This window comes from Mesobacillus harenae, assembly GCF_013343715.1.
Lineage (GTDB): Bacteria > Bacillota > Bacilli > Bacillales > Cytobacillaceae > Mesobacillus_A > Mesobacillus_A harenae.
Map to the genome: position 1 here is coordinate 162,713 of NZ_JABUNR010000001.1, position 20,821 is coordinate 183,533.

The following is a 20,821-nucleotide window of genomic DNA, read 5'->3' on the forward strand; positions in this document are numbered from 1 at the left end:
GCGATATAAACCCAACAGGTAATTCCTTTAAGTTATATTAAGGATTGAAAATGTGCTTCTAAGAATACATGGGGATAGAGACTGTTGAAGAAGCTATTAACTGGATAAAAGCGGATATCAAAAACTTAGCGAATAATTTTTAATTTAAATAATGATAGAAGAGTTGTAAGTGTAAAAGGATCCCCACCTATTGTTTAAGTCGGGATACTTTTCCGCTTACGTTGAAGTTAATTATACTATGGGTGATATCTGCTTTGAAAAAGAATCTGAATTAGAAAAGGACACCAAAGTAAGCCCAATTTTGATTTTTACATAAAGTTAAAATCAGGGATTAGAATTTATTATAGGACACTTTTTATTTTCTCTTGATCACTTTCACCCCTCTAAAATAAACTTCTCTAATCTTTTCCACATTAGTAACTTCAAGTCCCGGAACTCCTTCAGCTACTAAAAAGTTTGCCTCCATACCAGGTGCAAGCCCTCCAAATCTTTTTTCTTTCCCCAGTATTTTAGCAGGATTTGCTGTCAGCAAAGCTAGAATATCATTTTCGTCATAGCCATGTTCTTTTAGGAGTACCATCGCTGGATGAGCAATAAGCATTAAAACGTCTGGTCCCTGTAAACTATTGTCGGTGAACGGCAGCCATGATGCTCCTTGATAAGGCGGCAAATATGAGTCTGTAGCAATGGAAACTGGGATGTCTTTTCGCAAAAGAGCTAGAATATCCTCTGGTGAGTTTGGCTTCAAGTGCGTCCCGCCCATGGGTGTGGCAACAATGGAAACGTTTTGAGCTACAGCTTTTTCAATAAGGTCCTTTGTTATTCCATGTGCATGGTGCAGAACATCGATTCCTGCCATCAATGCCATTCTAATTCCTGCCTCACCAGCTACGTGTGCTCCAATTTTTTTACCCGCCTGATGGTAGATCTTTGCGATTCTTTTTAGTTCTTCTAATGTATAGATGATTTCCCCTGCTCTGGGGACTTGGTCTGAAGTGAAATTGGCTGGTGTCGCATTGATAAAGATGTTCTCCCCTGGATAGTCGCTTGCTTCTGCAATCTTTTTTACCAGTTCAGGATCTGATAGGGTGCTTTGAGATACAGGCTTTGACTGTGTGATGGAAGTGAAATGAGCCATTTGGTCAAAGCCGATTGAAATGCTTGTTGCTGCGAAAGTGATATCAAGAGGAAGACCTTGAACGGCTTTTTTGTATTCAGCCATTGAGAAATCGCAAAGCGGATGCCCGCAAACTTGCTCTCCCAATGCTGTGATGCCCGATGATAAGGCTTTTAGCAGGACTGCTTTTCCTCCTAAGAAGTGAGTTTCCTTCGTAACTGGATATAGCGAGCTTGGAGCAAATTCCAATAAATGCGTATGGCAATCCACAAGGGAAGGAGTAATGACAGAATCAGAATAATCCTTAACAGGTAAATTCGGGTGAAGTTTCCTAACTTCCTTCCACTTTCCAACCCCTAGGATCTTTCCATTATGAATGGCCATGGCTCCGTCATGAATGGTTCCGGCACGGCTGACCGTCACAATTTTTTTACTGCGTATCAAATATGATTTGTTCATGCTGCATCACACCAAGAATGGAGTTAGAAAGTATCCGAGTAACAGTGCCGTTCCAAGCCGGAGAATCATCCCGATGATGGCTGCGATGAGCACTTCCCTTTCATTTAAGCCGGAGGATTCTGCCCACGTTACAGGTACCTGGCCAAAAATGACTGACAGAGGCAATCCTGAATTGGCCAGGACAAATGATCCGACGATCAGGCTGGGATCGATGGTGGCAGCCAGTTCCGCTAATTGGGCAACAGCAAGAGTGGGGGCTGCCAGGATTGAAACAATTCCAGTAGATGGCTCAATGCTCATGACGGTTAAGATGGAGGAGAGGCCTGACTCAATAAAGCTCCAAACTCCCAGGGATTTTAAGGCTCCAATAAAGAAGAAGACTGCCGCCACAGCTGGAATAATGGTTAAAAACAAAAGTTCGACCCCTTCTTTTGCCGAACCAAAAATCGTCTGCAGAAACTTGGTCTGCGGTGTAAAACGGGGCAGGTCATTTAATTCCACTTTCCTGGTATCACGGTAAATTGTTTTAGATAGAAGGAAGGGAACAATAACAATCGGCAAAAAGATGGAGATAATCACAAGAGGAAATGCATTAATTCCGAAAGCAGACAAAGCGATAAGTCCCAGAACGAAAGTTGCAAATGACTGCGGAGATTGAATCATTGTTGCCACAGCAATCTTTTGCTCGGCCTTGGTGGCTCCCGCTTTAACAAGGATCGGTCCAGCAATTTTTCCAGCAGCATTGATGTCACCGAGGATATTATAGACACTTGGGATAATGACAGATGGATTGATTTTAAACCACTTCATGACCGGCACAAAAATCCGGATCAGACCATCCGTAAACCCGAGCCGTTCCAAAATCCGGCCGACGATGACACTAATAATGATCGCTACTCCTACTTCACTTGTAAGAAAAATATCTACTACAATTGGTTTAACTTCTTTAATAATTGTATCGAAAAGACTTGAGAGTGAATCAGGCTTAAATAATAGCAGCAATAAGGATAAAACAACCAAAAAGGTACCAATTATTTCGAACAAGTGCCATTTGGATCTAGGAGTTTTAGTCTGTCGTTGTCCATTCTCCATAAAAATGACCTCCTGATGGTTTTCAACTATTTTATGGGTCATAGGGGGGATGGGTGTATGTCTAGGTGCAATAATAAGCAGAGAAACTCCGTCCATTGCCTCACCCGTAATGAAAGTATATGAAAAACTTAGAAAATCAGGTGGTATCCTTTTTAAGGCTGATAAGTGGGACGGAATATCTAGTCCTCTTTAATTTGTTATAATGGCAAATGTAATATAAATAGTTACTAAAATAAGGGTTCATATTATTTTTAAAGGAGTTTTACAATGACAAAATTGATAGGATATGTTGGAACTTATACAAAAGAGGAAAGTAAGGGGGTTTATCAATTCACCCTAGATACCAAGAAGAAAGAGATTACGGATGTGAAATTGGCAGCGGAATTAGATAACCCTACATATGTTACAGTAAGTGACGATAATAAAAATTTATTTGCAGTGGCTAAAGAAGGAGAAAAGGGTGGCGTTACAGTCTTTTCAATAAATAGTGAAACAGGTGAGCTAACAAAAATAAATAGTCAAACCTCTGCAGGAGCAGTGCCGTGCCATGTTAGTGTAAATCATGATAAAAGCAATGTTTTGACAGCGAATTATCATACAACGGAGATTGTATCCTATTTAACAAATGAAGATGGATCACTCGGTCCTGCCACCTCTATTATAAAACATGAAGGCTCTGGTCCACATGATAGACAGGAAAAACCCCATATGCATTATGCTGGATTTACTCCTGATGAAAAGTATGTAATAGCAATTGACCTAGGGAGCGATAGTGTTATTACTTACACTGTCGATAATGGGAACTTAAATGAGGCTCAAGTCTTTAAAACGAAGCCTGGGAGTGGACCAAGACATATTACGTTTCATCCAAAGGATAAATTCGCCTATGTGATGACCGAGCTAAGTTCAGAAGTCCTTGTGCTTCATTATGATGAAAAAGATGGAAGTTTTACAGAACAGCAATACATTCCCACCATACCAGAAGACTTTAAGGAAACGAATGATGGAAGCGCAATCCATATTTCATCCGATGGGGAATATGTATACGTTGGTAACCGTGGCCATAACAGCATCGGAATTTTTAAAGTAGATCAGGATTCAGGGCTATTAACCTTTATTGAGTGGACTTCAACAGAAGGAAATTGGCCACGGGACTTTGCTTTAGACCCTACAGAAGAATTTCTTGTCGCTTCCAATCAAAAATCAAACAATATGACTTTGTTCAGCAGAGACAAATCTACCGGCAAGTTAATGATGATCCAATCTGATGTAAGGGTTCCAGAACCTGTTTGTTTAAAGTTTTTGAATAGATAAGATTGCTAAACTTCCCTGTGACACCCCGATTTATCTTGGCACAAGTGGAGGCACTAGCCAAGGTCCATCACAACATCGTCGTTGTTCTTATCTAGTGGATCGGTAATTCTAAATGCCCTATGCAGGTGATATGAAGGCCATTTTGCATGGCTACTCAGGCGGACAGGGTGGAGCTGCTGCTGTTCGAGATGTTTTAACTGGGGACTACAATCTAAGTGGAAAGATTGCAGAGACGTATCCACTCAAGTATGAAGATTTATCATCCGAACCTTATTACCCAGGACTAGATGGCAGCTGCGGAGCATATAGAAGTATTATTATTGGGTATCGCTATTTTTACACAAAAATTTGAAGTTATTAACCTTTGGTAGCAGAAATTTTTCCTTTAAACTTTATTTTAATTATTTATTAATTCCGATATGTTCCAGAATAGCCGAATTCTTCACTTATAGTAAAGAAAGCATTCCTTTATAAGGGATGCTTTCTTTTAGTAAAAACAGGGTACCTGCTGAAAATACACTCATATCGCAGGAGTGGCTGTTATGTACGTAACTTCATGTCTGTGTATTAGTAGAATCTTGCTGCTACGAATCATTGAATAACTTCAAAAACACTGCCTTGGTTAAAATCAGTCACTCTCATGGAACCATAAACACCCAAAAATAATCTGGTTTGGTCAAGGTTTGTTCCCAGAGAAACATAATAAGCAGATTCAGACCCAAAATTAAAATCGGTTTCAATCACACTATAATCATTTAGTTTACAATCTGGCCTTATCCTTGTGTAAGCTAAAACGCCTCTATCCGGAGATTCTTCCTTCCGCGCAAGATCGGTAAACACCACGCTTCCCATTAAAGCGGGAATTCCTTTCCCCAAATATGGCTGGACTCCTGTAAGTGCAGTTCCCCCGAACTTATCGGGGCGGGGATCTCTATGGAAGTAACTGGTTAAAGGCTGAATCCGCTCAACTGAAGTTTTAATTGCTTCATTGTAGAAAGCCATGGTTTTCTCATCCAAACCCTGGTCTTCAGAGCAACTTCTTGCGATTGGAGTAGGAAAAGCACCTTCCCACCCGCGCCAGCCGAAGTTAATCAATCCTTCTTGATTAGATTCTGTTTGTATGGGGGAAGGCCGGGTAATCTGTGGCACCGGTATCGGTTTATAATGAACGAAAGAAAAAATGGACTCTATTGAATCCTGTCCGACATTTCCTGCATATTTTATATACTGGTTATAATACCTTTGATAGGAAATCCCAGGTATATTGCGCACCCCTTTGGCGATTACCGTAAGTGTTTCCTGAATTGGTACGGGAAGTTCATTAAAACGAGAGACTGCGGGTGGGTTATAGATAGATGTACTTTTACCTACGTTAATTTCAATTATTTTTCCCGCAACTTCCATTAAGTCCTGGGCTAAATTAAATGGATCATAGCCCGATCCGCCATCTCCATTTGTAAAAACAAGTTTACCTGTTTCAGGTGAGAAATTTAGACTATTCACCCCATTATGGTTAAAAAATGGTCTTCTTAAGTTTAGTAATGTCCGCCGCTTTACAGGTTTGCCATTCGACTGTAAAACCCATTCTTCAACTGTATCGATATGATCAAATTCAGTATTTCGATTTGTCCACCTCAGGTTTAATGTTTCGGGGTCACACGGGTTTGGGGTGAACGATTCCGTAAGAGCACCAGGACCCTGTGTCCCAGCTACCGAATAATGAAGGTAAAACAGACCGTTAAGATGAAACTCGGGATGAAACGCTAGTCCCAGCAATCCCCGCTCATCATACCCACCATTAGAAGTGCCAAGTTTTATGATTTGCGGGCGTATATCTAAAAAGGTTTTGATATCCCCGTTTCTTATGTAAAAGATTTCCCCAGTCTGGGTCGCAATGAATAATCTTTCCGTTGATTCACCCGGAAGTATCGTTGTCTTTATAACAGTCGGTAGATTTATCCTGTTTACAATAGGATGTAAGCGCACCTTAACTTTTATCACCTACTTTACACTCCCTCCAATAGTTTTTTTACCAAGATATGATTAGAACTTTGCTGATAGTACCTCTAGATACAGCAGTAGGAAAATGTCTGGAATAAGCGATCTCGCACAATTTCTAGTATTAAACTTTTGACTCACTGCATTTATCTAATATGAGGGGGTGTCAAATGGGATTATTTTTTAATAAAGGAGCATCTGGTGTTTGGGGGAATGAGTACAGCCCGGTCATTGACAGTTATTCTAAGACAATGCGGCTTACCCTTGGTGCAGCATTAGGTTCAATAGCAGTTGTTTTTCAGTCTGCGGGTGTTTTTACTGGTATTGGTTTTATCCTGAGCATGATGAGCACTGGCCCGCTCGTGCTTGCTAGCCTATTGTCACTCAGATTAGGTGTGATGACTTATTTCGCAACCGTTTTTCTATTGGCCATGTTCCAGCCAAGTGAGGTATTGGTGTTCCTCTTTACCACGGGATTATTAGGACTGAGTTTAGGGGGAGCCCTTAAATATATAAAGAGAGGCATATTTATTATCTTATTTACATCTTCATGTTTAACACTGGGGATAGTCATTTTATTATATGGATTGAAATTTCCTATATTGGGACCATCGGTAACATACCATTTTAATAGTATGGTTATAGCAGGGACATTTGCCTTTTCCTTATTGTATAGTTGGATTTGGAAGAAAGTAAGTATCTCTGCTTTTAACGTACTCAATCAAGTTCTTTCGCGATCGTGATCTTATCGTAAATCCCATTACTTTGAAAAAATCTACAATTTTGAAACCCACTATATTTTGTAACACGCAAATTGCTCAACTATCCAACTGTAGAATCCTGAGCAGTATAGGGAGCTAGTTCTTAAGGTGTATCCCCACCTTCAATAGGACAAAAAACCTTTCCCTCAATTCCTCAGAGATTATGCTATAATAACCTAGTTATTAAACTAATTAACTTAAATAGTTTTACTGTTATAAAAAGCAGGTGGACAGATGATAAAGACACAAAAAACTGAATATCGTTGTCCAATAACCTTGACCAATAAGGCAAAGGATAAAATGCGAGAGCTTGGGTTGGATGAGCGATCGTTTTTTTTATTGGAGAAATCGTTTCATGTATATATAGAAAAGTATCCCCAGTCGGGGGATGGTCTTGTTTCGGCTGCCTTGTTTTTTGACATGGAGAAAAACGAAAGGCTGGCGGACAAGTTCAATCGCTTTGTTGTTGTGCTGCATTGCTTGGTGAAGCAGGACCGACTTGTTGTAACCAATGTAACGACGAGACCGGCACATATCCCAGCGGCATCCAATTGGCGGGCTTCGGCAGATCTGACGTTTGACCTGAATGCTCAAGGCAGCGGGCCAATGCCGTATGGGTTGCTAGACTTGATTCACAACATGCCGGTTGCTCAGGAAAGTTCCATGTATGTGAAAAAGCGGATTGCCAGTTGGGAAGGCTACCTGAAAATTCAGGAGCAGTCTGCGGATATTCCCGATATAACCTCCCATTATTCCACGCTAGTATTCAATGATGATTTCAGCCGGGTAAAAATAGCAGGCTGTCAGCTGAATGAAAAGGAATGGAAGTCACTCAAGGATATGAGCGTCAAGCTTAAGGGAATTGACCAGGATATAGGAAAAGTTATGAAAGCGAATCGTTCGGCTGCCACGGTTGAGGTTGAGGTTCACGGATATATGGAGGATCAGGCACGCAGGGGGCGGCTTGATTCTCATCCCAGGGAAGTCACTTTTAGCAATTTTGCCACCTTAAGCCAGGTGAAAAGACTTCGGCAAGGGTTTAAGCAACTGGAAAACGGATTGGCCGCGAACCCTGAACTGGAACGGCTTTTATTTGAAAACAAGCCGCCGGTCAAAGAGATCAAAAAGCAGGCAAAGCTGCAGTTTCACAATCGATTAAACGAGTTTCAGCAGGCAGCGGTCATAGGCGCGATGAGTGCTGAGGACTTATATGTCATTCAAGGACCGCCTGGAACAGGAAAGACAACCGTTATTTCTGAAATCTGTCTGCAAAACGCTAAGGCGGGGCTGCGCACTCTGGTTGCCTCACAGTCGAATTTAGCGGTCGATAATGCACTGGGCCGCTTGCTTGCCAATAAGGATATCCGAATTCTCCGGGTCGGACGGACGGAAAGCATTGAAGAAGAGGGCAAAAAGTTCATCGAGGAAAATGTCGGACAATATTGGAAAGACCATACCTTAAAAGAAGTTTCCAGCCAATTTGAAGCCCGAAAACACCGAGAAACCGAAGTCGAAGCGGAATGGGCGGCGAATGAACAGGAACAAGAGCGGTTCCAGAAAAAGCTTGCTCAAGTGGAGGATGAGCTTGAAGCGAAACAGAAAGCCCAGCAGCTGTATAACGAAATTCAGGATATCATTGAAAAGCATAAAATGGACATTCATGATGCTGAAAAAGAGGGGCAAACGGTACAGCAGCTTTTACAGAAAATCGAACAGTCCTTACGTTTGTTAAATGACACCATTGAACAGGACGAAAATTTTCTGGCCGAAGAGCCTGATCGTGACTTGTTTCAAAAAGAGCTGGAAGAGAACCAGCAAGAGATTGTACGGCTGCAAGACAGTGTAGCCCTCCAGGTGCTAGAAAATGAAATAAATCAACAAAAGCTAACCATAGACAAGGTTTCTGCTGAGTGTGAGAAATGGAAAGAGGCCACGAATCAGCAGGATGCTCTAACTGGAAAAATAGCAGCCGCCAAAAAAATCGACACCTTAAAGTGGCTTATGCTGGAGCAAAACTTCACCAGGTCTTTGCAAGTTCAGTCCTTACTCTCAAAGCTCGATCACCTTCGTGAAAGAATGAAACAGCTGGACAAGCTAAAGGAATATAATGAGAAATTAAACCGAGCGATATCCTATCTTGAAAAGTCTTTGGGGAATCAGCACGGTCACCAGCGAGAACAATTGAAAACCACACCTCCCATTTCTACAACAGCAGAGCAAATTGACCAATTATTAGATACGCTTAGAAGCGAATTAAAAGGGAAATCTACAATCCACCCCCAGAGGCTTGAAGCATTTCTTAAGGGGCTATACGGCCGGAGATCTTTTATCTGGAAAAAAGCGGAGCAACTAAAACTGAATGATACAGATAAAAAAGTTGCGCAAGAAGCACTTCAGCAGTTAAAACAGGAACTGATAGCCCAGCTAAAGCCTATTTTGGATGACAACAAAATGATCTTTCAAAAGTATCAGAGAGACTTGGCCGAACAGACTGCTAAGCTTACTTTTCTGCAAAATAAGTCCACACAAATGAGGGCGTCAGCAGATATCATTCCCAATGCAAAAGAATTTCTTCATGAAAAAGAAGCCAAAGTGTTTGATCTGCAGGCCAAGAAAGAGCAATACGCTCAAGCAAACCTCAGGATTGAAAGAAATCGCACAAAACGGGAACAAGAAACCCTTCAGCTGAAGCAAGCAAGGCAGAAACAAACCGAAATCGAATCCCGTCTTTCCGAACTCTCCGGGATACTTAAAGAAAAAGAAGATGAAGTGATCCCCTTAAATGAAATTTTATCTTCAGAACCGGAACGGGAGCACGAAGAGGTCTTAAAGAAGCTGGCGAGCATTTCTTTTACCCGGGAGTCGTTAAAGCAGGAAAAAGAGAAGCTTCCGCTGTTCCAGTCAGTCCAGGGAGTGTGGCAAAGCTTGCTTGAGGAAGCCAATGAGCATGACCTGAATGAAATCCGAAAGCTTTATGTGAAGCATGCTAATGTAATTGGAACAACCTGTGTGGCCTCTGCTCGCAAAGATTTCATTGAAAGCTACCCAATTTTTGATGTGGTCATTATTGACGAAGTATCAAAAGCAACCCCTCCAGAACTCCTTTTACCGATGCTAAAAGGGAAAAAAGTCATTTTGGTCGGCGATCATCATCAGCTGCCGCCTCTTTTGGGGAACGATACGCTCGAGGAAACGCTGCAGGAAATGGCACAAGAAAGTGAAGATTTTGAAGGAAAAGCTGAACTTAAAAAGTTGTTACAGGAGTCTCTGTTTGAGCGGTTGTTTAAGAACCTGCCGAAATCCAATAAAACGATGCTTGCCATTCAATATCGGATGCATGAGAACATTATGGAAACGATCACGCCATTTTATATGCAAGAAAACGAACAGCTTCAATGCGGCTTAGCCGACTCTGAACTCGATCGGGACCACAAGCTTTCATCACCGCTCATTAAGCGGAACAATCATCTCTTATGGCTGGATATGCCGAATGAGCCTGCTTTTTTCGAAGAAAGAATGAAAGGCGGAAAAAGCCTGTTTAATCCGGCTGAATTGAAGAGGATTGGCGAATTGCTGAAGGAATTGGATGATGCAGCTGCTGAGGCAAAGCAAGCTGGAAGAATGGAAGCCAATCAGAAAAAAAGCATTGGCGTCATCAGTTTTTACGGTGAACAAGTGAAACGGATCGACCGCATGCTTCAACAGGAGCTGTGTTTGACCCACTTAACGATCCGCACCGGAACAGTAGACAGATTCCAGGGTATGGAGATGGATGTGATTTTGCTAAGTATGGTGCGTAATCACGATAATAAACAGGATGATATCGGTTTTGCCAGGGACTACCGCAGGCTGAATGTCGCTTTGTCGAGAGCTAAAGAGCTGCTTGTGATGATCGGCAGCACAAAGATGTTTACCGAGCGGTCGAAAAATAAGGAAGCTAGAAAAATGTATACTCACGTTTTGGAATCCGCCAAAAAGCAGGATGGACTGCGAACCCTTGAAGAGGTGAGTCTGCATGGATAAACTACAAAAGAAGTTACTCTCGAAATTACTGGAAAATCCATCTGTCCAAATTAAGAAAGCAGTGATCTGGCATATCCCGATGACCAATTATACGGTGGCGTTTCATCGTGTTAAACGGTCTAAAATGGACATTCTCATGAAAATGATGCTGCTCACTTTTGAGCAGGCCCAAATCCGGCGTGCAGCCAATTTGGCCGAAATGCTGCTGGTCGAGGAGCTGTTCATTGAAGATTTACTGAAAAAAATGCAGCGCACAGGGTTGATCCGACTGGAAACAGGAAGCTACAAGCTGACATCGAAAGGGCAAGGGCAGATAAAGACAGGTGTCATGGAAGAGGAATTGGAAGAAGAGTCGGCAGTGCTTTCATACAGCACAATCCACGATGAGTTTTGGCCGGAGAGGACTGACCCTTTGCCTGAAAGTGACGAAGTACTCCCAGTTTACCGGTACGCAAATGATCAGAATTTTATTGATGCGGACCGAATTTTACATGTTCTCGCCGAGAGACGCAACTCTGTTGACGAGGACGGCTTCCAAATAATAGTGGCTGCTGTAAACAGCTTTGAAGAGCAAGAGGTTGAAAATATTACATTCTTGGAATTCCAACTGTACAATAAAGAACAGGATATATACTACGCGCGTGTCTGGAATACATGGCTTGGGCGCTGGGATGAAACGCTGGAAAAGCAAATAGAAGACAAGGAACGCTTGGAGTGGCGGAAATAACCTAGCCAGCATAAAACACCTCGAAACGCATAACATTTTTCCTCTAAGAGAAAACTTTAAAAAAACCTCTGGAGGAAAGCAATGAGAGATAAGAAGGAAAAACGTGAGGAATCCAAAAACTTAAATCAGGTTCAAAGCGAAGAGTTATTTGAAATAAGCCAAACAGGCTACGGACTGGAATCAGTTGAAAAAGGCTGTGATTTCGCCGAGGGAGATCAGGCCAATCCTCCTGACTGTGGTGGTTTATAACAGAATATGAGGTTTCAGTCTTGTTTCTAGCTGGAGGTTACGCTCTTTTTAAAAGTAGAAGCTGGTCTAGGAATATTAACGGGTCCGGTTTAAGAGAACAAAACAAAATAACATAAAAAATAGCAGTCTAATTAGCAATAGAATTAGACTGCTTTTTTTTGTGTGAATTAGCATATGAAAGATCACCCCCTTTAGAAAGATGCACAACTTTTTGTCACCTATTGATTTGGTATGTTAAAACGAGTGCTAATTGCATCGACATTTTTTTTATAAGATCTTTGCCCCCAAAAAAGCATGTCTTATAGACTGTTGTGTCACCATATTTTTTCATTAGATTGGTTTTGATAGGAGAATCATAGTATTTTTGTTGAGAAAAATATGGTAATTAGGTCATTTACAATTAAACCCAATTCCTTTATGCTTTAATTAAGGTAGTAAAGATGATTTGGTTGGTAATTGGAGCCCAGTTAATTGTTTTGACCATTATTTCTTTGATATTGGAAAGAAAAAAGGGGCTGTTCCCTCCTCTCAAGGGGTAAGATAAACACTCAATCAAGGTAATTGATTGGATGTATTTTTTACTCTCAGTTTAATGAGTTCGGAAATAAGGTTAATGTTATACGATGATAGAAAAAATAATATGGGGGTTATTAATTGAAAAAGTATTTAGTAGGTTTGTTTGCTTTATTTTTAGTTTTTAGTTTAGTTGCTTGTTCATCTGAAAGTTCGAAAACGACAAAAGCAGAAGTTAAGAATGAGGAGAAGAATACTGAGGACAATTTAAAGGCAAAAGCAGAAGCCAAAGCAAAGGCAGAAGCAGAGGCCAAAGCGAAGGCAGAAGCAGAGGCCAAAGCGAAGGTAGAAGCAGAGGCCAAAGCGAAGGCAGAAGCAGAAGCCAAAGCGAAGTCAGAAGCAGAAGCCAAAGCGAAGGCAGAAGCAGAGGCTAAAGCGAAGGCAGAAGCAGAGGCCAAAGCAAAGGCAGAAGCAGAGGCCAAAGTAAAGGCAGAAGCAAAGGCAGAAGCAGAAGCTAAAGCGAAGACAGAAGCAACTTCAAGTGGGGGATCTGAACTCTTTGCCAATTGTACTGAACTAAGAAAAAAATATCCAAGTGGCGTAGCTTCTGATCATCCAGCCTATCAACCTAAAATGGATAGAGATAAAGATAATTTTGCTTGTGAAAGTTAGTTTATTACCACTTAGTAGACCCTTCTAAGGTATTGAATTATAAATAATCCCTTCTCGACAAATGAGATGGGATTATTTTTTGTATTACTGCCGTTTGTAATGCTTACATTTTTAGAAATCGAGGAATTCAAGTGCATTATAGTTTCAAGGAAAGTGATGATTGGCAGGTTTGAATTTTTTAGCCTTAATCTGGAGAATGTTTCTTATATTTTATCGGTAATGCATTCGGATGATAGTGACACCTTGGAGCTTGTTAAAAGTGTAATCAGACAAATTAAACAGTAAACTATCGGGACTATAATATTAACTTCGAAACCGAACCCGTAATAGAAATATGTACCTGCTTATTTTCTTATTTAGAAACTTTCCACAAAGTTCTGAATAAGGTATGACGCTAATAAGATGTCTGACTCCCACTAGAATAAAAAGGATTAGGTGAATTCGTCCACTTTAAAACAAACCACACTATTTTAAGATGAAATTTTATTATTGTAATATATATAAAACCCATATATAATGGAATCTATTATAGGTAGACAGTTGTATTTATAGAATGGACTAGAGAAAGAGAGTCTTTCAAAAAAAGAAATAGAAAGATGTTTCTATCAGTCTCCTAATGATTGTCTTTTATTTAGATTTACTTATACAACGGGGGGAATTTTCATGAAAAGTTTATGGGGAATGTGGAATCGACTTAGTCTGGTGAAACAAATCCTGCTTGGTTTGGTTGTTGGAATTGGACTCGCTGTGGCCGTTCCGGATATCGGGTCACCATTTGTCATCTTGGGATCGTTATTTGTAGGGGCGTTAAAAGCAGTTGCGCCGATTTTGGTGTTCTTTTTGGTTATGGCGGCGATTGTCCAGCATAAGAAGGACAGTAAAACGAATATGAAAACTGTTGTCGCGCTATACCTTTCAGGAACCTTCCTAGCAGCACTTGTGGCGGTAATCGCAAGCTTTTTATTTCCAGTTCGCTTATCACTAGCAACTGGTGCTGAAGGCTTGACTGCTCCAGGCGGTATTGTAGAGGTACTTAAAACGCTATTGTTAAATGTGGTTGATAATCCTGTTAACGCGATTGCGAATGCGAACTACATCGGGATATTAGCATGGGCAATTATTCTAGGTTTTGCTTTGAGAGGTGCTCCTGATACAACAAAAACACTGATTTCCAATGTTTCCGAAGCGGTTTCAAAAGTGGTATCATGGGTCATCAAGTTTGCACCGTTTGGAATCATGGGACTTGTGATCGAGTCGATTACGACAAATGGACTTGAGTCATTGCTAGGGTACGGGAAACTGCTAGCTGTCCTGATTGGATGCATGCTCTTTGTGGCTTTTGTAATCAATCCAATCCTGGTGTATGTAACGACACGCCAAAACCCATATCCACTAGTTTTCACAGCCGTAAAAGAAAGCGGGATTACAGCCTTCTTTACACGAAGCTCAGCAGCAAACATTCCTGTAAATATGAGATTATGTGAAAAGCTAGGCTTGAATAAAGATTCTTACTCTGTTTCTATCCCACTAGGTGCAACCATCAACATGGCGGGTGCTGCTGTCACGATTACCGTTATGACCCTCGCGGCGGTTCATACGTTGGGCATCCAGGTGGATTTTTCAACAGCGGTAATCCTTAGTGTATTGGCAGCTGTCAGTGCTTGCGGTGCCTCAGGTGTTGCCGGCGGTTCGCTGCTTTTAATTCCTCTGGCAAGCAGCTTATTTGGAATTCCAAATGAAGTGGCAATGCAGATTGTTGGGGTAGGCTTTATTATCGGTGTTCTGCAAGACTCCTTTGAAACAGCACTTAACTCATCAACGGACGTTGTTTTTACAGCGGCAGCAGAATATAAAGAGGAAGGTAAAGAAGGAAAAATCACAGAAGTGCCAAAAATCGCATAAAGAACGCATAAAAGAGTACCTGCATCTGATTGTTGAGAACAACAATAATTAGATGCAGGCTTTTTATTGAGCGGGGAAGCATGAGAACCGTACATATAGTTTAATTTCATGTTTTTTTATGGAATTTGGATGTGATTGAAAAATGAATCGGGTTGGTAAACATATGTTAGATCGCAGAAGTTACAATTTTTAAGATTAAATTTTGAATAAAACCGTGCCGGCACCCCTTATTCCAACACGCGGGATAGACGGGTGACTGCTTCCGGGATCTTATCTTCTGGTATGCTGGCGAATCCGAGGACCAGTTGGATGCTGTTTTTGTGCTTGTATTTATTGTTAAGCATAAACCGTTTCATTGTATAAATTTCCAGTTTTTCCTGCTTGGCTTTATCTTCGATCTCCTGAAAGTCTTTGCTGCTTTTAAAGTGAGCGCAGAAGTGAAGCCCTGCAGGTATGTCCTCGATGTGAATATTGTCGCCAAACTGAGCACTTAGTTCGTTTATCAGCTTTTTTCGTTTTGTTTCATAGTGGTGATTCATCCTCTTGATGTGGCGATTGTACTCGCCGTTCTCGATAAAGTAATGCATCGCGAAAAGATTGATTGTGTTACTGGCCTGAATCTCATGTTGATATTGGCGGCGATATTCCCGCAGCAGATCAGGCGGTAATACCATATAGCTGATACGCATGCCAGGGAGCATGGTTTTTGAAAAGGTTCCCGTATAGATAACACGTTGATTTCTGTCCAGGCTCTGCAAAGAAGGAATATTATCTGTTTCATACTTAAATTCACTATCATAGTCATCCTCGACAATATACCGGTCAGGCGCATATGTGGACCAATTTAACAGTTCAATCCGTCTGGATATCGGCATAATTATACCTGTCGGAAATTGGTGTGATGGTGTAACAAACACAAAATTTGCTTTTGATGCTTCAATTTCTTTAATACTGATTCCCTTTTCATCTATTTTTAAAGGATGGACGTCAAATTTCATACTCGTGAGTAAATGATATAACCGGGAGTAACCGGGATACTCCATTGCTATAACTGAATTCTTACCCTGAATGTCCAGCAGCTGGCGTATTAATGACATTGTGCCTGCTCCGATGACAATTTGTTCGGGCTCGCAAATTACCCCGCGTGTTAAGGAGATTAAATTGCAGATGGTTTTTCTTACGAGATAAGGACCCTGAGAATGGGTTATTTCTGAAAGCTCCTGAGGATGCTGATCGATTGCTTTTTGTTGGCATCTGACCCATTCCTTAAAAGGGAAAAGGGAAGTATTTGAAGTCATATGTGAAAGGGAAAGCCAGCCTTCTTTCTCCGTGATACTCTCCTTTAGGTCACTTGGTAATGGAGATTTGAATGCGTCATCCTGTTTGATAAACTGGGTGATTTTTTCAACAAAATACCCTTTTCGCTCACTTGTATAGATATAACCCTCTGCAAGCAGCTGATCATAGGCTGTCATAACGGAGTTCACGCTGACTTTTAATTGCCGAGCCAATGTTCTTTTCGGAGGGAGCTTCTCATCGGGCTTCAGCCTTCCCTCTAAAATGTTTTTCTTGATACCCTCGTAGATCTGCTGATAGATATAATTTGTGTTTGAACTTTTATCAAGCGTTACATAAATCAAAGTTTCATCCCTCATCTCTCTGGTACCATCATTTTCTTCCTTTTGGTACTTTTCATTGTACCAGAAAGATGTCAAACTATCTTTAAATTACAAATTATTTAAAATAAATAAAAACAAGGAGGACAAAAAATGACTACAACCTTTTTAACGACCAAAGAATTTCAGGAAAAAAGAAAAAAATATGTACCAAAAGGTGTAAGCAACGCAAATTTAAATATTGCACAAAAGGCTTCCGGTGCAACCATTACAGATATCGATGGAAACGAATGGATTGATTTTGCCGGGGCGATCGGAACATTAAACGTGGGCCATAGCCATCCGAAAGTAACAGCAGCTGTAAAGGAACAAGCAGAGAGATTTCTACATCCTGGCTTCAATGTGATGATGTATGAAGGGTATCTTAATCTTGCTGAGAAATTGTGCCAGATCACACCTGGTGATTTTGACAAGCAAGCCATTTTATTTAACTCTGGTGCGGAAGCAGTTGAAAATGCCATTAAAATGGCCCGCCGTTATACTGGACGTCAGGCGGTTGTTTCCTTTGTCCGCGGATATCACGGAAGAACGAATTTAACAATGGGAATGACAAGCAAGGTCAAGCCTTACAAATTTGGCTTCGGTCCTTTCGCCCCTGAAATCTACCAGGCGCCATTTCCCTATATGTATCAAAAGCCTGTTGAAATGACAGATGAATCCTATATTGACATGAAAATTGAAGAATTTAAAGACTTTTTTATCGCAACAGTAGCACCTGAGACGGTTTCCTGCGTAGTAATGGAGCCTGTCCAGGGTGAGGGAGGATTTATCGTACCTCCGAAGAAGTTTGTTCAGGCGGTAAGTGAATTCTGCAAAGAGCATGGAATTGTGTTTGTTGCAGATGAGATTCAAACTGGATTTGGACGTACAGGAAAATTATTTGCTATCGACCATTTTGACGTAACACCAGATTTAATCACTGTCTCAAAGTCGTTGGCGGCAGGGCTGCCATTAAGCGGTGTAGTAGGCAGGATGGAGATCTTAAACGTTGCAGACCCAGGAGAACTGGGAGGGACCTATTCAGGAAGCCCTGTTGCCTGTGCCGCTGCTTTAGCTGTTATTGAAATTATGGAAGAAGAAAACCTGGTCGAAAAGGCTGAAATCCTCGGACAAAAATTTGAAACCAAACTAACGGAGCTCGCCGGAAAGCATGATTTTATAGGGGATATCCGCCGTCTAGGCGCAATGGTCGCAGTAGAGATTGTTGAGGACCGTACGGCTAAAAAACCGAATAAAATCAAAACAGCAGAAATTGTTAAATATGCAAACGAAAATGGATTATTGCTTCTTTCCGCCGGATTAAAGAGCAATGTCATCCGCTTCCTGGCACCATTGGTTATCACAGATGAAGAATTATCAAAAGGACTTGCCATTTTAGAAAAAGCATTTGAATAAACTCACGTAAGTAAAATAATAAAGAAAGAGGTGCTCAGGAATGCCTGAAACTTTTAAAATAAAAAACCCTGCCACCGGTGAGCTGATTTCGGAAGTAATAGTTAACTCCAACGATGAAATACAGCAGGCATTGAAAAACGGCCATGAAGCCTTTAAGGATTGGTCAAGAGTGAACGCTCATGAACGCTCAAGGTTATTAAAAAAATGGGCAGATATTATCCTGGAACAAAAAGCAGAAATTGCAGAAGTAATGACGCTGGAAAACGGAAAGCCTCTTAAAGAATCTTTAGGTGAAGTCGACTATGCGGTAAGCTATATTGAGTGGTATGCGGAAGAAGCGAAGCGGATCTATGGACGGACGATTCCGGCAGCCACGGAAACAAAACGAATCATCGTCAGCAAGCAGCCCATTGGTTTGGTTGCAGCGATCACTCCATGGAATTTCCCTGCTGCGATGATGACGAGAAAAGCAGCCCCTGCCTTAGCAGCTGGATGTACATTCATTGTAAAGCCTGCAGAGGATACACCATTAACAACAATTAGATTAATTGAGCTGGCACATCAGGCCGGAATTCCAACTAATGCTATCCAATATGTCATCGGCGATGGAAAAGAAGTGGGTGAGCTTTTCACAAGCAGTCAATATGTTCGTAAAATTACATTTACTGGTTCTACTCCTGTCGGTAAATCATTAATTAAAAACAGTGCTGATACTGTAAAGCATGTCACCATGGAATTAGGCGGCCATGCACCTCTCATTATTGCGGAGGATGCTGATTTGGATATCGCTGTCAGCCAAACGATTGCATCAAAGTTTCGCAACGCAGGTCAAACCTGTGTTTGTGCAAATCGTATCATTGTCCATGAAAATGTCATCGAGGTATTCTCTGCCAAATTAACCGAAGAAGTAAGAAAGTTAAAGGTTGGAAATGGACTTGATAAGGATACTGATATTGGCCCTATAATTAACGAAAGCGGCTATGAGAAAATCGTTGCGCAAATTAATGACGCCGTGGATAAAGGTGCAGAAGTGCTTGTAGGGAATGAATCTAATGCAAATAAAGAAAAAGGGTATTTCTTTGTATATCCAACCGTTTTAAAAAATGTCAATTTAGATATGAAGATTATGAGTGAAGAAACGTTTGGACCTGTTGCTCCTCTTATCAGCTTTAAGGATCTTGAAGAAGCTGTGGATATTGCCAACAGCACTCCATATGGGCTTGCTGCATATTTTTTCACCAATAATTATAAAACAGGAACCTACCTGCATGACCATCTCGACTTTGGCATCGTAGGCTGGAATGACGGCGCCACTTCTGCTGCTCATGCACCATTTGGCGGCATGAAAGAAAGCGGTCTGGGCCGTGAAGGCGGAATTGAAGGAATTGAGCCATATCTGGAAACAAAATATCTCTCAATTGGAAATTTATAAAAGTGCTTTCTTACTAATTGCTAGGTAGAACGGTTAAATAAAACAGTTTGAACTAAACCCGAATGAAGGACACAAGAAAAAGTGCCTCTCGGTTTAACGGGTATGTCTCCGAGTACAAAAATGTAACTCGAAATGGAAAAGTGGTTGTAACACATGGATTAAACAACCAAAATAGCACCTTTAAATGCACAAAAAAGCTCGGAAAAATCCGAGCTTTTTTATATTACTTATTTAACATAAGTACCTGTTTGTTTAAGTGTAATCATTACATTGTTATTTTAATGGACGTTAGCTGCAAAAAATAAAAAGAGTGCAACACCGGGTTTTGTTAATTTACGATCTTGCTCTTAGGTACCATAAGAAAAGCTTATTGCCATTTACTTAATTAATATTTCTTTGTACTTTTTAACATAATAATATTACACAAGTTTTTTAGGAGCGATAAATTGGAGACTACATACGAAAACAAACACAGCATTCGATTAACTTCAGCCGAAATATCCAATCTATGGATTACCTATATGAATAATTCGTTGTCTAAATATGTTCTAAGTTATTTTTTGAACACCGTAGAAGATTCTGAAATTCGATCAGTAATTGATTATGCCTTAAATGTATCGCTTACGCTAATGGATGGAGTTGAAAATATATTTAACGGGGAGAATTATCCCATACCATATGGATTTACGGATGACGATGTGAACCTTTCAGCACCTCGTCTATACTCAGATGAATTCTTTTTAAATTATATTGACCAGATGGCAAAAGCAGGGTTTTCTGCATATGGGATGTCAACTGCTATGTCGTCACGATTAGATGTTCAAGCCTTTTTTAATGAAGCTGTAGCCCTGAATATTGAAATCAATAAACGAACGAAAGCTGTCTTACTATCGAAAGGGTTACATTTAAGACCTCCATACATTTCTCCACCCGAAAAGGTTGATTTTGTGAAACATCAAAGTTTCCTAACTGGTTGGTTTGGTTCCAGAAAGCCATTATTATCGGTAGAAATTACAAACTTATTTCATAACCTACAAACGAACGCAATAGGAAAAGCTTTTATTTCTGGGTTTGCTCAAACGGCTAAGACAAAAGATGCAAGAGATTACTTCAAACGAGGAAAGGATATATCGAATAAACATATTAAAGTTTTCACTTCAATTTTAACGGAGGAAGACATTCCTGTACCAAGGAGTTGGGATGATGAAGTATTGGCATCCTCGGAAGCGCCTTTTTCCGATAAATTGATGATGTTTCAAGTTTCTTTGTTAAGTGCACTAGGGGTAGGCAACTATGGAGTAGCAATGTCGGCGAGTACTAGACGTGATTTAACTGCCCATTTTGCTCGTCTTTCGATGGAGATCGGACAATACGCTGAAGACGGTGCTAACTTATCGATTAAACACAGATGGTTGGAACAACCTCCACAATCGGTGGACAAAAATGGTATAGTCTACAAGAATTAATAAATTTTTCAATGAGGCTGGGACA

At 40.8% G+C, this 20,821-nt stretch carries 14 protein-coding genes and 2 pseudogenes; 12 read left to right on the forward strand and 4 right to left on the reverse strand.

Annotation, left to right across the window (positions count from 1 at the left end; translation table 11 throughout):
* Positions 1 to 355 precede the first annotated feature (355 nt).
* Both HRJ06_RS00775 and HRJ06_RS00780 read right to left on the reverse strand, forming a co-directional pair.
* Positions 356 to 1,576: an amidohydrolase family protein gene (locus HRJ06_RS00775; protein ID WP_174727248.1), complete on the reverse strand. Its 1,221-nt coding sequence runs from the start codon at positions 1,574 to 1,576 to the stop codon at positions 356 to 358.
* A gap of 6 nt (positions 1,577 to 1,582) precedes the next feature.
* On the reverse strand, positions 1,583 to 2,668 hold the full coding sequence (locus HRJ06_RS00780) for a hypothetical protein (RefSeq protein ID WP_174727251.1): 1,086 nt from the start codon (positions 2,666 to 2,668) through the stop codon (positions 1,583 to 1,585).
* 267 nt (positions 2,669 to 2,935) lie between these two features.
* Here HRJ06_RS00780 and HRJ06_RS00785 point away from each other — a divergent pair, with 267 nt between their 5' ends.
* Both HRJ06_RS00785 and HRJ06_RS00790 read left to right on the forward strand, forming a co-directional pair.
* Positions 2,936 to 3,982, forward strand: a complete 1,047-nt coding sequence (locus HRJ06_RS00785) for a lactonase family protein (RefSeq protein WP_174727253.1) — start codon at positions 2,936 to 2,938, stop codon at positions 3,980 to 3,982.
* 130 nt (positions 3,983 to 4,112) lie between these two features.
* On the forward strand, positions 4,113 to 4,334 hold the full coding sequence (locus tag HRJ06_RS00790; protein WP_174727256.1) for a glycoside hydrolase family 3 C-terminal domain-containing protein: 222 nt from the start codon (positions 4,113 to 4,115) through the stop codon (positions 4,332 to 4,334).
* Positions 4,335 to 4,573: 239 nt separating this feature from the next.
* Here the strand turns inward: HRJ06_RS00790 and HRJ06_RS00795 are convergent, their stop codons facing one another.
* Positions 4,574 to 5,983, reverse strand: coding sequence for a PQQ-dependent sugar dehydrogenase (locus HRJ06_RS00795; protein WP_174727259.1), 1,410 nt, complete (start codon positions 5,981 to 5,983; stop codon positions 4,574 to 4,576).
* Positions 5,984 to 6,150: 167 nt separating this feature from the next.
* On the opposite strand from HRJ06_RS00795, the gene HRJ06_RS00800 reads away from it, so the two are divergent.
* From HRJ06_RS00800 to sstT, 7 genes and pseudogenes are all read left to right on the forward strand, one after another.
* Positions 6,151 to 6,723 carry a hypothetical protein gene (locus HRJ06_RS00800; RefSeq protein WP_174727262.1) on the forward strand — a complete coding sequence of 191 codons (573 nt, stop codon included), beginning with the start codon at positions 6,151 to 6,153 and terminating at the stop codon, positions 6,721 to 6,723.
* A 252-nt stretch (positions 6,724 to 6,975) separates the two neighbouring features.
* A complete protein-coding gene (locus HRJ06_RS00805) occupies positions 6,976 to 10,764 on the forward strand; it encodes a DEAD/DEAH box helicase (RefSeq protein ID WP_174727265.1) in 3,789 nt (1,262 codons plus the stop codon).
* On the forward strand, positions 10,757 to 11,491 hold the full coding sequence (locus HRJ06_RS00810; protein WP_174727268.1) for a hypothetical protein: 735 nt from the start codon (positions 10,757 to 10,759) through the stop codon (positions 11,489 to 11,491). Before HRJ06_RS00805 ends, HRJ06_RS00810 begins: the two co-directional genes overlap by 8 nt.
* Before the next feature lie 81 nt (positions 11,492 to 11,572).
* On the forward strand, positions 11,573 to 11,740 hold the full coding sequence (locus tag HRJ06_RS00815) for a hypothetical protein (protein WP_174727271.1): 168 nt from the start codon (positions 11,573 to 11,575) through the stop codon (positions 11,738 to 11,740).
* Between the two features lie 675 nt (positions 11,741 to 12,415).
* Positions 12,416 to 12,781, forward strand: a pseudogene (locus HRJ06_RS23415) (hypothetical protein); the annotation flags it as partial.
* 15 nt (positions 12,782 to 12,796) lie between these two features.
* Positions 12,797 to 12,925: pseudogene (locus HRJ06_RS23640) on the forward strand (excalibur calcium-binding domain-containing protein); the annotation flags it as partial.
* A 663-nt stretch (positions 12,926 to 13,588) separates the two neighbouring features.
* Complete coding sequence (sstT, locus tag HRJ06_RS00825; protein WP_174727274.1) at positions 13,589 to 14,827, forward strand: serine/threonine transporter SstT; 1,239 nt, start codon at positions 13,589 to 13,591, stop codon at positions 14,825 to 14,827.
* A 227-nt stretch (positions 14,828 to 15,054) separates the two neighbouring features.
* On the opposite strand, the gene gabR is transcribed toward sstT, so the two are convergent.
* Complete coding sequence (gabR, locus tag HRJ06_RS00830) at positions 15,055 to 16,467, reverse strand: MocR-like transcriptional regulator GabR (protein WP_242035094.1); 1,413 nt, start codon at positions 16,465 to 16,467, stop codon at positions 15,055 to 15,057.
* Between the two features lie 129 nt (positions 16,468 to 16,596).
* Here gabR and gabT point away from each other — a divergent pair, with 129 nt between their 5' ends.
* The 3 genes from gabT to HRJ06_RS00845 all read left to right on the forward strand — a co-directional run bounded on the left by gabT (position 16,597) and on the right by HRJ06_RS00845 (position 20,796).
* On the forward strand, positions 16,597 to 17,898 hold the full coding sequence (gene gabT, locus HRJ06_RS00835; RefSeq protein ID WP_174727277.1) for a 4-aminobutyrate--2-oxoglutarate transaminase: 1,302 nt from the start codon (positions 16,597 to 16,599) through the stop codon (positions 17,896 to 17,898).
* Between the two features lie 40 nt (positions 17,899 to 17,938).
* Positions 17,939 to 19,330, forward strand: a complete 1,392-nt coding sequence (locus HRJ06_RS00840; RefSeq protein ID WP_174727280.1) for an NAD-dependent succinate-semialdehyde dehydrogenase — start codon at positions 17,939 to 17,941, stop codon at positions 19,328 to 19,330.
* Between the two features lie 446 nt (positions 19,331 to 19,776).
* Complete coding sequence (locus HRJ06_RS00845) at positions 19,777 to 20,796, forward strand: DUF3231 family protein (RefSeq protein ID WP_174727282.1); 1,020 nt, start codon at positions 19,777 to 19,779, stop codon at positions 20,794 to 20,796.
* The last annotated feature ends 25 nt before the right edge of the window (positions 20,797 to 20,821 follow it).

Excerpts from the sequence above, each read along its gene's own strand:
- HRJ06_RS00810 (WP_174727268.1), top strand. The coding sequence starts at position 10,757 with ATGGATAAACTACAAAAGAAGTTACTCTCGAAATTACTGGAAAATCCA.
- HRJ06_RS00840 (WP_174727280.1), top strand. The coding sequence starts at position 17,939 with ATGCCTGAAACTTTTAAAATAAAAAACCCTGCCACCGGTGAGCTGATT.
- gabT (WP_174727277.1), top strand. The coding sequence starts at position 16,597 with ATGACTACAACCTTTTTAACGACCAAAGAATTTCAGGAAAAAAGAAAA.
- HRJ06_RS00790 (WP_174727256.1), top strand. The coding sequence starts at position 4,113 with ATGAAGGCCATTTTGCATGGCTACTCAGGCGGACAGGGTGGAGCTGCT.
- HRJ06_RS00780 (WP_174727251.1), bottom strand. The coding sequence starts at position 2,668 with ATGGAGAATGGACAACGACAGACTAAAACTCCTAGATCCAAATGGCAC.
- HRJ06_RS00800 (WP_174727262.1), top strand. The coding sequence starts at position 6,151 with ATGGGATTATTTTTTAATAAAGGAGCATCTGGTGTTTGGGGGAATGAG.
- HRJ06_RS00805 (WP_174727265.1), top strand. The coding sequence starts at position 6,976 with ATGATAAAGACACAAAAAACTGAATATCGTTGTCCAATAACCTTGACC.
- HRJ06_RS00775 (WP_174727248.1), bottom strand. The coding sequence starts at position 1,576 with ATGAACAAATCATATTTGATACGCAGTAAAAAAATTGTGACGGTCAGC.
- HRJ06_RS00815 (WP_174727271.1), top strand. The coding sequence starts at position 11,573 with ATGAGAGATAAGAAGGAAAAACGTGAGGAATCCAAAAACTTAAATCAG.
- HRJ06_RS00785 (WP_174727253.1), top strand. The coding sequence starts at position 2,936 with ATGACAAAATTGATAGGATATGTTGGAACTTATACAAAAGAGGAAAGT.
- sstT (WP_174727274.1), top strand. The coding sequence starts at position 13,589 with ATGAAAAGTTTATGGGGAATGTGGAATCGACTTAGTCTGGTGAAACAA.